This is a genomic window from Mesoplasma tabanidae (genome assembly GCF_002804025.1).
GTDB lineage: Bacteria > Bacillota_I > Bacilli_A > Mycoplasmatales > Mycoplasmataceae > Mesoplasma > Mesoplasma tabanidae.
Genome location: NZ_CP024969.1, coordinates 171,568 through 186,481, shown reverse-complemented (window position 1 = coordinate 186,481; position 14,914 = coordinate 171,568). Strand labels below are relative to the sequence as shown.

Below are 14,914 nucleotides of genomic sequence, written 5' to 3'. Positions count from 1 at the left end.
TTCATAGTAATTATTATACAATTTAATTATTACAAATGTATAATTATTAAAGTATCAAAGAAGGTGTATATTATGGCGAAGAAAAAAAGTATTGCGATTATTGGAGTTTCAAATTTTAGTTTATCTGTAATAAAAACACTTGTTGACAAAAAGCAACAAGTTACAGTTTTTGATTATGATGAAGATAAATTAAACTTGCATTTATCAGAATATGAATATGGAGTTGATGTTGTTGTATTAGACTCAACAAATAAAATGGCTTTAGCTAAAAATGGAATTAAAGCTTATGATGTTGTTATTGTTGGGGTTGGAACAAATATTGAGTCTGGTCTAATGACTGTTTTAAATTTAATTGACCTAGAATGTGAAAATGTTATTGCTAGAGCAAGAGATGAAAAACATAAAAGAATTCTTACAGCACTAGGGTTAAGCGAAAATCAAATTATTTTACCTGATGCACTTGCTGGTAACATAGTAGCTGCTAGATCAATGTTTAATATTGATCTTGATGTTGATGTTCAATCAATTGATGAAGACTTTGTTTCTACAACTTTAAGCGTAAACAACCATAATATATTTAATAAAACAATTTTAGCTGCTGGACTTTCAACAACAAAAGATTTTAATATCATTCAAATTAGAAGAAAAAGTAAAATACTATTACCTGATGACTATACTGAATTAAAAGAAAATGATGATGTTGTTGTTTTTGCAAGAACAACTGTAATTAATGAATTAGCTGAAAAAATTCAAGGTGGAGCTAAAGACAAAAAAGATGTTAATGACGAATTAGTCATTTTTGAAGAATTGGAAAATGACAATAAAAATAACAATAAAACTTTAGAAGATAAAAATAAAGACGATGACTTATTTGATTCAACAGCAGCAGATGACTTATTTGATTCAATTATTTTTGATGACAATGTTAACGAAACTATCGACATGTCAAATTTGGAAAAAAATAAAAAGGCTTTAAAGAAATAAAACATGAATAAAGATAGGATAGTCATAAGCTATCTTTTTTATTTACAAAATAAAAATTAATCATTTATAATTTTATGCAAGGAGGAATATTTATGAAAGAATGAGCTAAAAAGAATTTATGGTCTTTAATTTCAGTTGTTGCAGCAGCAGCATTTGCAGTTTTAGTGATTATAACAATTTTTGGAATCGGATTAGGAGCTAAAGAAGGCGGGACAATTATTAAATATGGTGATGCTAGATTAGAAGAATTACACAAAAATGTTAACAGCATGATTTCAGCTGCCTTAGCATTAGCATGTATTGCTATTGTTCCTGTAATTATTAGATTAGTTTTAGGAATACTAGGAATTGATGCTTTTGCTAGATTATTTAACTCAGCTTCAATTGGTCTTGCACTAATTTCAGTTATTTTATTAATTGTTGGTAACATAACATTATTAAGTGCTGATGGAGTTAAAGTTTCAATTGGTTCAATCATAGGGTTCTATGTTGTTATTGTTTTAGGTTTCTTAGTTTTAACAGGACCTATTGTTAGAAAATAATTTTAAAAGTAAAAATGAAGCTCGCGCTTCATTTTTTTTTATTTTAACCTTGCTTCTACTAATTTAACTATAATGTTAATTCCTGCTTCTGGATTAACATTTCCCCCAGTAACCTTCATTAACTGACCCATAATAGTTTTTGTGACTCTCTCTGGTCTTTCATTATATTGTTCAAGCAATTCTAAATTACTTTCAATAATTGGATTTACCAAACTAGTTATTTCATTTTCATCACTAATCATTTTTATATTTAATTCTTCAACAATTTCCATAACCGATTTTGAATTATTTTTCATTATAATTGGCAAAATTGTTTTAGTATGCTTAGAAGATATAATTGTTTGATCAACTAAATTGATCATTTCAGCTAAATGAACCGGTGATAAAGCTAATTTATCAATTGATGTATTCTCACTATTTAATTGTGCTTGAATATCACTAATTAAAATATTTGCTACTTTAGTATAATTGCTAGTATGTTTAATTGCTTCTTCAAAAAACTCAGACATTTCAATACTTGTTAATAAAATATTTGTATCATTTATTGATATTTTATAATCATTAACATATTTAATTCTTTTACCATCAGCTAATTCAGGAGAATTTTTAATACATTCATTTACTCATTTTTGATCTAATTGAATGGGCATAATATTTGGTTCTCTAAAGTATTTATAGTCTAATGCATCAGATTTACTACGCATTGATACTGTTGAATTTGTAGTATCATCAAATCTACGTGTTTCTTGAATAATTATTTCATTATTTAGCATTAATTTAGTTTGACGCTCAACTTCAAATTCAATTGCTTTTTTGATATTTGAAATGGAATTTAAGTTTTTAATTTCGACTTTGTTTGAAAATTCTTTTGAACCAAATGGTCTAATAGAGATGTTAACATCAGTTCTTAAACTTCCTTCATTCATTTTTACATCACTAACTTTTAAAAATAATAATACTTCTCTTAATTTTTCAACATAAGCACAAGCTTCATCAGCACTTCTTAAAACTGGTCTTGTAACAATTTCTACTAAACCTGTTCCGGCTCTATTGTAATCAATATATGTTAAATCATCTTTGTGAATTTGCTTAGCTGTATCTTCTTCAATGTGCAATCTTTCAATGTCAACTTCTTTTTCTATTCCATCAACACTTATAATCAATTTTCCATTTTTACCGATTGGATTATATTGTTGTGTTATTTGATATCCTTTAGTTAAATCTGGGTAAAAGTAATTCTTACGATCAAATTTAACTAAAGTATCAATTTCAAGTTTTAAAGCATTACATGTTTTTATTGCTAGTTCAATTCCCTTTTGATTAACTGTTGGTAAACTTCCAGGGTAAGCCATATCAGTTTCATTAACATTAGTGTTTGGAATCTCACCATAACTTACTGGAGCTGATGAAAACATCTTAGTTTTAGTTTTTAATTCAACATGATTTTCAATACCAATAACTATTTCAAAATTTTTCATCTTAATCCTCCACTATTTCATTTTTAATACCAATTATATCTTCAAGCACTTTAGCTGCTTGTAAACATAAAAGATCTTGTTTAGGTTTTGTATTTATATTAATTCCAATACCAAGTTTTCCTTCTTTTAAAAACGGAATTGTAATTGAAGGTGAACCATTAAAATTTGCTAAGGTTAAAATATCATTTAAATATTCTGTTTCAGAATTTGAATTTGTTTTCAAATCTTCGATTAAAGGTGCTATTTTATCTGTTGGAGGAATAATTAAAATATCTGTTTCAATAAAAACCTTATTTAATTCTTCAACAATTAATCTTCTAACCTGCTTTGCTTTATTTAAATATATTATTTGGTTTTCTTTATTTAAGTTTAAAGCACCAACAAGAAATCTTTGTTTAACTTCATCCCCAAAACCTTCTGATCTTGAATTTGTAATTATTTCAACATAATCAGCACCAGCTGCTCTTTTACCAAATTTGATGCCATCTAAATTAGCGTTAGTTGAAACAGACTCACTAAATGAAATCATTTTATATATTGCTGATAAAGAATCTAATAATTCTTGTTTAAAACTAACTTCTTTAACTTCATAGCCTTTTGCTTTTAAAGTTTCAAATAAATTATAGTATGCACTTTTTAGGTTTTCACTTAAATCATCAATTACTTTTTTAATGTATCCAAATTTAATAGATGTATTTAATTTTCCAATATTTTTAAACATTTCTTTAGATTCGTTATCATGACTAGTTGCATCCTTATTGTCATATCCAAAAGTTGCATCACAAACAATAGCCATATCAGTAACATTTCTAGTAAAGAATCCTACTGTATCTAAACTTGGTGAGTAAGGTAATAATCCATATCTACTGATTGCACCATATGATGGTTTAAAACCTACAATATTATTAAATGATGCAGGTTTTCTAATTGAATCCCCTGTGTCACTACCTGTTGCAAATGGTACTATTCCTTTTGCAACTAAATAAGCACTACCACTGCTACTTCCACCAACGATTCTTTTATAATCAGCTGGGTTAGTTATAATTCCATTACATGAATAAAGGCCTACTCCACCCATCCCTAATTCATCAAGCGCTGCCTTTCCAATTAAAACTGCACCTTGATCTTCTAATTTTGAAATTGATGTTGCATTAAATGGAGGAACATAGCCTTTTAAAATATTAGATGAAGATGTTGTTTCAATATTCTCTGTTGCAAAGTTATCTTTAGCAAAATAAGGAATTCCATATAGTAAAGAATTTTTGTTTGAATCTTGATCTAATTTGTTTGCTAGTTTAATTGCATGCTGATCACTTAATTTATTAATTGCATTTGATTTTAGAACTTTATTCGCTTCAATCAAAACAGCGCTAGTTAATTCTGCAATACTAATTTCATTATTAGCGATTTTTTCGTGCAATTCTAAAATTGATAATTTTTTGTAATTCATTATTTTACCACCTTTTTAATTGTCACAAAATCACCATCAGAAGTTGGAGCATTTGACAATATAACTTTTTGATTGATAACTGTTGTTTCATTGTCTTCTCTTAAATAAGTGTGAATGTCATCATAAGGATAAAAAAGTGGTTTTACATTAGATGTATCTATTTTTAACACTTTCTCAAATTCCTTTTTTAAGTCTTCTTGTTTTGCTACAATTTCATTAATTTCATTATCTGTAAATTTCAACATTGAATCTTGTGCTAACTCTTCATAATACTTTTTATCTTTCATCTTGCTCTCCTTTTAAAATTTTGAAAAAATCCTTTTCATTAATAATTTTAATATTTAGTTCTTCAGCTTTTATCAGCTTGCTTCCAGCATTTTCACCAGCTAATACATAATCAGTTTTTTTAGAAACTGATCCTATTACTTTACCATTATTTATTTCAATTATATCTTTATAATATTCTCTTGATTTTGATAAAGTACCTGTTATTACAAATGATTTATCACTAATTGTTGATTCAATATTTTTTGTTTGTCCCAAATATTCAAAATTAACATTAAATGTCTTCAATTCATTTATTAATTGTAGATTAGATTCAATCTTAAATCAATCTACAATTGACATTGCTAATACTTCACCAACTGAATCTATTGAGCTTAACTCATCATAAGACGCTGTTTGTAAATTATCAATATTTTTATATATTTGAGCTAAAGTAAGAGCTGTTTTAGAGCCAACATGTCTAATACCTAAACCAAATAAAGTTTTCTCAAATGAATTATTTTTCGCATCTTGAATTGACGCAATAAGATTGTCAAAACTTTTTTGTCCGAATTTTTCAAAATTAATGATGCTTTCTTTGTGTTCTTCAATTTTGAATATATCAGCAATATTTGTTATTAACTTTTCTTCAAATAATTTTTTAATAGTTTGACCACCAAGACCAACAATATTAGCTGCTCCTCTACTTGCAAAGTGTTCTAAGCTTCTTAAGATTTGAGCAGGGCAGTTAAAGTTAACACAAAATTGATCAACCTCTGATAGTGTTTTTTCTAATTGTTCATTACATGCAGGACATTTATCAGCTTTTTGTCAAATTGAAAGTAATTCAAATTTATCATCTTTTATAGAATTTATAACTTCTGGAATAATGTCACCAGCTTTTTTTACTTTAACTATTGAGTTTATTCGCAAATCTTTTGCAATAATATACTCTGCATTATTCAATGATGCTGCTGAAACTATTGTTCCTGCAATTTGAACAGGTTGCAATTTTGCATTATAGGTTATTTTTCCTGTTCTTCCAACAGTTGGAAATATATCTAATAACTTTGTCTCTTTAACTTCTGCGGGAAATTTGTATGCAATTGCTCATTTTGGTGTTTTAGCTGTATAACCGACTTCTTCTTGCAATTTTTTATCATTTAGCTTAAAAACAATACCATCAATTTCATAATCCAATTCATTTCTTTTTTCAGTATAGTGTTCTATGTATGTTTTAACTTCATTTAAAGTTTTACAAATTTTTGTTTCAAAGTTAGTTTTTAATCCTAATTTTTTTATCTGATTAATAGAACCTATTTGAGTATCAATTGGGTTAGTTTCATTAAAATAATAATATAAATAAGCGTCAAGATTTCTATCAGCCACTATTTTAGAATCTAATTGTCTTAAAGTACCAGCAGCTGCATTTCTGGGGTTTGCAAATAATTGCTCACCATTTAATAGTCTTTCATCATTAATTTTTGCAAACTCTTTTTTAGATAAAAAAACTTCACCGCGAATCTCAATTTCATCTTTTGAAGGTATTGAAAGAGGTATAGATTTAATTGTTTTAACATTTGTTGTAACATTTTCACCAACTTTGCCATCACCACGAGTAACACCTTTTTGTAACAAACCATCTTTATAAATTAATGATATTGATAAACCATCAATTTTTAATTCAGCTGTATATTCGTTATCCTCAGTATCAGTTATTTTAGCCACTTGCTTGTTAAAATTTAAAAACTCCTCTCAACTAAATATATCTCCAAGACTTAACATAGGATATTTATGAGCATGTTTTTCAAATTTATCACTAATAATTCCACCAACTTTTTGAGTTATAGAATCAGGTGTTATTAATTCTGGAAATTGATTTTCAAGATCAATTAATTCATGAATTGCTTTGTCATATTCAGCATCATCAACGCTAGGATTATCAAGAACATAATATTCTTTTGCTCATTCATTAAGTTTATTGCGTAAATCATATATCAATTTTTGGGCTTTTTCCTTATTCATGATAACTCCTTTTATATCTATATTATTATAAACTTTTTTATACTTATTTGGTGTTATAAAACCAAACAGGTAAAGCTATGAAATAAAAAACAGGTTTCCCTGTTTTGATTTATTACTAATAAATTAAGTTAAAGATTTTAACTCATCTTTTAGTGGTTTTCTTAATGAGAATATAAATGCTATTATGAACATTAATAAAATTCCTAATAATATAACTGGTGTTGCTCATCAATTTGTAATTAGTGGTATAAAGACACCAAATTTTTGTGCTTCAACCATAAGAACACCTAGTAACCATTTACCAATTATATAACCGGTTATGACAAATACTGTTGCAATAATTGAAGGGATCAAAATTGTATTAACAACAACTTCTTTGTTTGAATATCCAAGAGCTTTCATTGTAACCATAAATCTGTGATATTTCATTATATAAACATCTGAAATAATTGTTATAACTAATATTGAAATTATTATCACACCAGTAATTAAGAATAGCGCAACAAGTAATATAGATTCACTAATGCTTATTATCATTCCCAATTGTGTGCTTACTAAATCAACCTTATTATAAGACATTCCCAGATTTGATTCTATACTCTTAGAACTTCCCTGCAATGCAAATACACCAGGTGAATCAACCATTGTACCTTTAATTCCACCTGTAACTCCAAAGGCTTCATCAAATGCTGAAAATTTTGAATTGAAATCCCTATTTTGAAGAACTTTTCTGTATGCTTCTTGATCATTAATTTTATATTTTTCTATTAGATCATTTTTCATATAGAAGTTTTTATGTTCTCTCATCATGTTTAATTGCTCAATTGGGGTTCTCATATGATTCATTGTAATTGTGTGATCACCATTTGTTATTTTCCCATCAGGTACTTCAGCTATTGCTTCCCCATAGAAATCATAATCAACAGGAAGATATTTTTCAGTTGATTTGTTTGTTAATAAATTTAAAATATCTTGATCTGCAATTATAATATTTCCATTATATGTTTCTATTGTATCTACTGATTGCATGTTAACACCATTTAAGAATGAAGGCAATGCATCAGAAGTTGAAATTACTGCTTCTGAACTTGAACCACTTGAAACAATTTTATCACTTGCTCAAGTGTAAATTTGTTGTAAATCAGTATCAATGCTTTGAATTCAACCTTTTCTATTTGGATCAGTTATTTTTTTACTATAATTTAAACTAAAAGGCGAAATTCATTCTCATTCTTGTTCATTAGCAAACTCAGTGCCTCAAGCTTTCTTAACTTCTTCAGGAATGTCTCTTTGTTGCACTGTACCATGTCAAATATCAATATTTGATCTTCAATCACTAGCTGAATTTTTTGAAGTTTTATTTGTATTTGCATATTTTCCATTTAGCAATGAATCAATGTCTGTTATGTTTTTTGGAACAAATAGTTTTAAGTTATTGTAGTGATAGTAAGGTCTTAATTCAAAATCTAAACCGTTAATATCATATTGATCAGAAATTAAACTATTTATAAATCACTTTGATTGATCGTTAATAGCAGTAATATTACCATCATTATCATATTCAAATTGTTTTGAATACGTTAATTTACTTGGATCTATTGATGAAGGATTTATTCAATCAGCTTCATTTTGCATATTAAAATCTTTACTAAATAATTTTTTGTTAGCTGTTATTTCTCTATTATCATATACTCACGCATTTTTAGGTAATGTTTTACCACCAATTGATAAAGTTTTATAATTCATACCTTGAATATTAACCTTGTTATTTAAACCTTGTTGCTTAACAGATTTTAAGTTAGTTACTACAGGTACTGTTAGTACTTTTGAATTAGAATCATAAACTTTAAAACCTGTGCTTAATTTAATATCACCGCCATTATAATTTTCCTTATCATTAAATAATAAATTCAATTTATTTAATGTTTCTTGATCCTTAATGAAGACTTTTTCATCATTAATTGAATCTAAATTATACACAGTTTGATTATCTTTAAGACCATTTATGTTAACAACATTATTATTTATCTTAGTTTGAACATCTGTTGATAATGTTTCTATACCAGGTGTATAATTTTCTGCATTAATTGAAATACCAAATTGAGATGCTCTATTTGGTGAATCTTTTAAGTACTGTTGTCCTACATTTGGTAAAAATGCTAAGGCTAACAAAATTAAATCTTCTTTTCATGTTGTATCGTTTGGTCTTTCGATTGTGGGAAGACCAGATTCATCATTTGATTGTGCTAAAGCTTCCATTGCTATTTGAAGAGCCATTTGAATAAATTCAATGCTTCCTTTAGCTGAATTTTTTTTCATTTCTCAAACATTTCTTTTTGTTGTTTCATTAATTGCTTGATTGTGAAAATATGAATAACCTGTATTAGGATTTATGTCAGTATTCCATACATAACTAGCAAGTTTTTCAAATGATCCTGCTGATATTGTTATACCATTTAAGTTTCCTAGTTGACCAATAACTGGCATTGCCATTTTTAATAACTTTGATGTATCATCTTTTGTTTTAACTTTATCATCAAAAAATCATTTTTCAGTTCAGTTTAAATCTGTTTTTCATTCTCCATTAGTTCAACCTTCACCCATTAATATTGGTGGGAACATATTGCTATCTCAACTTGAATCAACATAATATTTGTTATTATCAAAGTAAATATCTGAGATTTGATCTCTTGAAGATGTTCCTAAAAGAGTTTTTGGTTCTTGATATAAACTTTCTGTTGTAGGTAAACCTCTTGAAGCTGTTAACGAAGTTTTTGCAGTTGGTAAACCTGTTAATTCATCATTCATTATATACTGATTATTGTATGTATAGTATTTGCCAGCGTCTCTAATATAAACGTTAAGCATTGAGGGAGTTAATATAGAAATTGTTATAACAAATGCTGTAATAAGAACAGTTACACTTATCATTGCAATTTGTTTTGAGCCTCTAAGTGCGATTTTTAAAGGAAATCTAAATTTAAAGTCCATTATATTTATGATATTAAGTTTTCTAGGCAATCAATTTCTAGCTTTTCCTTGTTGACTCTCTTTGTTAATGATTTTTAATACGTCTTTTGAAACTAGAATAAATGCTATTAAGTAACTTAGAATTAATGAACCAATCCCAAATAAGATTAGTAATACAAGCAATATCTTATAATCAAAAACAAATTCATAAAGAGTAGTTGAAAAGTAAGTTGCAAATAATTTTGTTATGATTTCTTGGAAAAAACCAGCGCTTAATCAAGCTAATGGAACAACTATAAAAAATAAGATAATTGAATAAACAATATAAGAAAGAGAAAGTCTATATGAATCTACACCTTTTGCCTTTAAGAATCCAATTTGATTTGAGTTATGATCTATAGTTTTTTTAATACCAAATATAATTGAAACAAATGACATCAATAAAACTAAAATTGATGTAACAATTGACACAATAGTAACTATTTCCAGCATTTTAGGTTGTAATGTTCAATTTAGATTAAAATAAGTTTTTTCAAAGTTTTTAATTTCATTTATAGATTTTTTGTCGCCAAAATTTAATGAATCATTTTGTGAATCTTCAAAACTTTCAGATAATTTAGATTTATTTGAAAATAATACTGAATCATAAATTGACATTCTTTTACTTAATGTTTCTTTTTCTTTTAAAGCATCTTTAATAAAATAATAAGTTGTAAATGATAAGTCTTTTTCACTACCATCTTTCATTACTTTTTCAACTATATATTTTGGTGCATAAACAATAACAGAATTTGCAACATCACTTAAAGGTATTTCTGGATCGACTAATGGATAGTAAGTTAAAGCATCACTACCAAAACCAGAAATAATAAAATTTGAATTACCAATTTTAATTGCATCTCCAACTGAATATCCATTCTTAAATGCATATTGCTGTGAAATAACTATTTCGTTTGATTGCATAACAGGTAAACCTGCTGTTACTTTGAAATTATAGTCATAATTGTCATCTAAAATAACAAATCTAAAGTTAGTTTTTGAAGTTCTATCATACATAAAAGCTTCTTCTCTTAAATAAAGCTCTATCTCATTTACTTCAGCTGCCATAGTTTGGTGAAATACATTATGAGAATAAATATTTGCTCAGTCATACATTGTTTTGTATTTATTTGAGTCAAATTCATAACTATATTTTTTACCGGTATTTTGATTTTCTCATTTTTCACCTAAATTATTTTTTTCTCAAGGATTTAACAAGTTTATTGTTGAAAATGAATATTCATTAATTGATTCGTCCATTGCTACAGTTACCGGGTTAGCAAGACCTCTTAATCCATTATTTTCAACTTTCAATTTAGATGCAATTATGTTTGAATCATTAGCTTTTAATTGATATGTTGTACTAATATCTCCAACAATAAAATCACTATTAATTTTTTCATTTTCTTCTAACGGTGCTCCAAAAATATATTCAAAAGTTAACTCTTTATTATAATTTCAAATTTGCTCACTAGTTAAATCACCACCAGTTATTGTTTGTTCACCTTGATTAGGTAATTGTAGTTTTACAAATATTTTCATTTCTTTATTTTTGTCTGCTATTGTATTAAACTCTTTAACATATCTTGTTGTTTTTTCAACGTCATTATTTCCTGCTGTTGATCAGTCAAATGAACTCATATGTTTTGTTGTTCTTGAGTATGAATTAGTTAAAAACTGATTAATTTGATAAGTTATAAAATATGCTACAGTTTCAAGTGCATTATATACATAAACTTGAAATTCACCTAAACTTGAAACTTGTTTTTTATATTCGTCATATCATAGAGTTGAATGCATATCTTCTTTATTAAAACTTTCAAGTTTTATACTTTTAAAATTTTTATCAACTTTGTAGTCATTTTCTTTTCAATATTTATAGATAAGTGAATTTGCAAATGATTCATCTGGTGAATCATTTTTTAATTCATTATATAAAGTTTCAGAAAGTGCTTTAACAATTAAGTAAGTAAAAGATGAAAAAGTATTAAAATAATCCGCGCCACTATATTTATCAATATTTGAACCAAAATTAGTTTGATAATTTTGAGATACGTAATCAAATGTTCCTTTAAATGGATCAGATTCAACCACTGACATTCTTCCTCAAGTTCATTCATTTTTTAAGTTTCATATATCTTTTATAGTATTTGTAGGTTTTTGATTTTCAAAAAATGTTTTAGTGATTATGTTTTCATTATAGCCATTTTCAGTAAAACCATGATCATTTAAAACAACGTTAAAAGAATCATGAATTATTTTATTATTTTGTTTAAAGTAATTTGTTGAATTAGGTATTAAATCCAATATTGGTAATAATGTTTTAGAAGAAGTTGACAAATTAGACTCACTTGCTTTAGTAGAATATGAATAGTCAAATTTTTCATAACTTCTAACTATATCATCATATGATCTATTCATTCTTGAATTTAGACTTGTTGTTGAAGCTAAATAAAAAGACGCAAAAAATGATAGTAGAATTACTACTATAAATTGAATTTTAAATTTAAACATACTTCTTATCCCTTGTTTAAATAGCAGCCAAGTTATTTTCATTTCTTTCTCCAACTATAATGTTATTTACATATTATTTATTTTATATTATTAGTTAATGTTTGGTGTAAAAAAATGTAAAAAAGTGTAAAATTATTTTATTATGGTAGGAATGAAAAAATTAATAACGCTTATAGGAGCAACATCATTATCTGTTTCACCAGTAATGGCTGTAGTTTCTTGCAAGTATATAGATACAATTCAAAAAAGTATAGATAATAAATTAGCAGAAGTAATGGCTTCAACATCTAATTATTTTAAAGGTGCTATTTTAGCAAACTCTGAGGGTTATAATGGTCCTTCGGTTGATAAATATATTAGTAAATTAAAAGTTAAAGACATGACAAACAAAGTTAATGATTCATCTCAAATGTCTAAGTTATTTGATACTTTCTTCAATACTACTCAAGCTAACACATATATGAATAATGATGTTTATTCAAAAGCTGAATTTGATAATCCGGTTCAAGAAAATGAAATGAGTAAATTAATAAATACTTTACAAAAAGCTTATAATGAAATTTATAAACTTGTTGGTATTAATTTTGACCCAACTTTATGAAATACTGCTTTACCTTTATTATTAAGTTCTCTAAGCGAAAAAAATATATTGTCAGTTCAAAAAATTATGCCCAAAATTTCTAAGTTATTGAGCATAATGAAAGATGTAAAAGTTCCTAATTATAAAGAACTTATTAAAATGGGAATAAAAACAAATCAAGATTTAAAGATTTATTTTTCATACCAACTAAGTTTATTTGCTGCTAATCTTTTTGATATTAAATTAGATGAAGAATTTGATTTTAATATTGAACATGAAGACATTAATTTAGATTACTATTATTATAATTCAAGTGTTTGAACAAAAATATTTAAAAAAATAAATAATAAAGAAAACAACTCAAAAGTTTCTTTCACAGGCGAAAGTCTTGCTTTATTAATTAATGCATTATTTGGTATTAATTGATATATACAAAATTTTACAACAGATGAATATGATTTAAATTCAGAGGATATGCTAGATGATAATCACATTTTTTCAATAGATAAAACAAATTTAGAAGTAATTGCCGATATAAATAAATCTCAGATATCTGAAAAAATAATTGACGCTACAAATATAGATGGGTTACTGCAATTTTTTTATGATTTGTTTTCAGGAGAACCTGATAAAAATTCATACAAACTTTTAAGAACTTTAAAAATTTTATTTCAAGTAGATGATGATATAACTACAGGTAATAAAAATTTAAATTTTGATAAAAAAGTATTAAAAATTGAATCTAAAACTATGGATTTTAAATTAGGTGAATGATCAAGTAATGGTAAAAAAGAAAATGGTGCCATGAATACCTTTTTAAGTTCAACACTTGATGGAATTATTAAAGCATACACAGCTTCTTTTGATCCTGATGGTGGAATAATGGATTTCTTAAATAAAATAGGTATGGGTTCAGAACAACTTGGTGGTGTTGCTTCAGGTGTTATTAGTTCAATATTTACAGGTATTGACATGGATAACTTTTTTGCAACTTTAATTGAACAAGTTAAAGGATCTTTAAACAATGCACTAAAATGATCTTTTATTAAAAATAATGAGAAACTTGTGGAACAAATCAAAAATATTATGATTAAAGCCGAGGAGTTAGAACCTAAAATATTACACTTAGTTAACTCTGAAGGTTCTTTCACTAATAAATTTTTAGGATATTTAGTAAATACAGACATTAGAAAATTAATGAAAATATTAGGACTTGAAAATAGTCTGCCTATTGAATTACCAAAAATTTCTTTAAAACAAATTATAGATATTCAAATAACTAAAGAAATTAAATTAAGTGACATTTTAAGATTAGGGACTAAAGGTTTAAGCTATTTAGTTGCATTGCTAGGCAAAGGTGTTGCACCAAAAATAGTTAATATAGCAGACGCATTTAATGATGTTTCATTATTCTTAGATGACGATTTCAAAATAATTAATGGCAGTTCAACTCCTGTTAAAATGACAGAACTATTTGAAAATAATTCAAATTTAATAATAAACGATAATGGTAAAGAATATACTTATGTATTAGCTTTAGCAACAAAATTATCTGACAAAAAAAATACAGGAATTAAAGTTACAATACCAGGTGGAAATGGTAAAAATGGACTTTCAAAAAATAGAGATTTGAATAGTAGACAAGCAGCTAAATGAATGATGGGATTAGGTGTTGAGTTAGAAAATGGTCAAATTGATTGAAACCAATTTAGAGCAGGAACAATTTTATCTTCAATAAGTACACTTTGAAATGATGAAACTGGTAAATTAATTACAGGTATCTTAGGTGGAATAAATGACATTCTTAAAGCACTAGCTGACATGTTTGATGATAAACAAAATAAATCATATCTAGAAGACTTAAATTATATTCATTTTAATACAAAATTAATAAGCTATACTAACTTTAGAAATGGTAAAAGCGACAGCCAAGTTACTTATAACATAAATTATAAAAACGGTTCTATAAACAATAATTACACAGTTAAGTTAGTTTTACCTGGAACCAAGGAAAATGAAAATAACGCTAAATATGAAATATTAGAATTTAAATTAAACAAATAAAAAA

General features: G+C 26.4%; 8 protein-coding genes. 3 read left to right on the top strand and 5 right to left on the bottom strand.

The window, feature by feature from the left end:
- The first annotated feature begins 72 nt into the window (after positions 1-72).
- Together MTABA_RS00860 and MTABA_RS00855 are read left to right on the top strand one after the other, a co-directional pair.
- Positions 73-984: a potassium channel family protein gene (locus MTABA_RS00860; RefSeq protein ID WP_100679325.1), complete on the top strand. Its 912-nt coding sequence runs from the start codon at positions 73-75 to the stop codon at positions 982-984.
- A gap of 92 nt (positions 985-1,076) precedes the next feature.
- Complete coding sequence (locus MTABA_RS00855; RefSeq protein WP_100679324.1) at positions 1,077-1,526, top strand: hypothetical protein; 450 nt, start codon at positions 1,077-1,079, stop codon at positions 1,524-1,526.
- A gap of 38 nt (positions 1,527-1,564) precedes the next feature.
- Here MTABA_RS00855 and gatB read toward each other — a convergent pair whose 3' ends face one another.
- From gatB to MTABA_RS00830, 5 genes are all read right to left on the bottom strand, one after another.
- Positions 1,565-3,004 (bottom strand): Asp-tRNA(Asn)/Glu-tRNA(Gln) amidotransferase subunit GatB, encoded by a 1,440-nt coding sequence (gatB, locus tag MTABA_RS00850; RefSeq protein ID WP_100679323.1) that lies wholly within the window; start codon positions 3,002-3,004, stop codon positions 1,565-1,567.
- A gap of 1 nt (position 3,005) precedes the next feature.
- Positions 3,006-4,454 (bottom strand): amidase family protein, encoded by a 1,449-nt coding sequence (locus tag MTABA_RS00845; RefSeq protein WP_100679322.1) that lies wholly within the window; start codon positions 4,452-4,454, stop codon positions 3,006-3,008.
- On the bottom strand, positions 4,454-4,741 hold the full coding sequence (locus MTABA_RS00840) for an Asp-tRNA(Asn)/Glu-tRNA(Gln) amidotransferase subunit GatC (protein WP_100679321.1): 288 nt from the start codon (positions 4,739-4,741) through the stop codon (positions 4,454-4,456). Before MTABA_RS00840 ends, MTABA_RS00845 begins: the two co-directional genes overlap by 1 nt.
- Positions 4,731-6,743, bottom strand: a complete 2,013-nt coding sequence (gene ligA / locus MTABA_RS00835; protein WP_100679320.1) for an NAD-dependent DNA ligase LigA — start codon at positions 6,741-6,743, stop codon at positions 4,731-4,733. Before ligA ends, MTABA_RS00840 begins: the two co-directional genes overlap by 11 nt.
- Before the next feature lie 123 nt (positions 6,744-6,866).
- Positions 6,867-12,266, bottom strand: coding sequence for an ABC transporter permease (locus MTABA_RS00830; protein ID WP_167373314.1), 5,400 nt, complete (start codon positions 12,264-12,266; stop codon positions 6,867-6,869).
- 151 nt (positions 12,267-12,417) lie between these two features.
- Between MTABA_RS00830 and MTABA_RS00825 the strand changes: the two genes are divergently transcribed.
- Positions 12,418-14,910 carry a lipoprotein gene (locus MTABA_RS00825; RefSeq protein ID WP_100679846.1) on the top strand — a complete coding sequence of 831 codons (2,493 nt, stop codon included), beginning with the start codon at positions 12,418-12,420 and terminating at the stop codon, positions 14,908-14,910.
- The last annotated feature ends 4 nt before the right edge of the window (positions 14,911-14,914 follow it).